The sequence below is a fragment of the Elioraea sp. Yellowstone genome (assembly GCF_006704265.1).
Classification (GTDB): Bacteria; Pseudomonadota; Alphaproteobacteria; order Acetobacterales; family Acetobacteraceae; genus Elioraea.
On record NZ_VIKA01000333.1, the window covers coordinates 1 to 543 of the forward strand.

The 543-nt window shown below is 78.1% G+C and carries 1 protein-coding gene; it reads left to right on the forward strand.

Annotation, left to right across the window (positions count from 1 at the left end; translation table 11 throughout):
- On the forward strand, positions 1-543 hold a 543-nt coding region (gene bchO / locus FK498_RS18995; RefSeq protein WP_141857290.1), incomplete at both ends, for an alpha/beta fold hydrolase BchO.

The window sequence follows — 543 nt, forward strand, 5'->3', positions numbered from 1 at the left end:
GCGCTCGGCCACGCCCCGCGGCTGGCGGTCGGCCACTCGGCCGGCGCGGCGGTGCTCGCGCGCATGACGATCGACGGCGCGATCGCGCCGGAGGTGCTGGTCGCGCTCAACGGCGCGCTGGTGCCGATCCGCAACGGGCCGGGCGAGCTGCCCTGGTTCTCGGGGCTCGCGCGCCTGATGGCGACGCTGCCCGTGGTGCCGTGGGTGCTGTCCTGGCAGGCGGCCGACCGCGCCACGGTGGAACGGCTGCTGCGCGGCACCGGCTCGACCATCCCGCCGGAGAACGTGACGTTCTACACCCGGCTCCTGCGCCGGCCGGGCCATGTCGCGGCCGCGCTCGGCATGATGGCGGCGTGGGACCTCGCCGCGCTCGCGCGCGACCTGCCGCGGCTCGCCGTGCCGCTGGTGCTGGTGGTCGGCACGAACGACCGCACCGTGCCGCCCGAGGAGGCCGAGCGCGTGCGCGCCCTCGTCCCGGCGGCGCGCATCGTCGCGCTCCCCGGGCTCGGCCACCTCGCGCACGAGGAGCGGCCGGACCTGGTC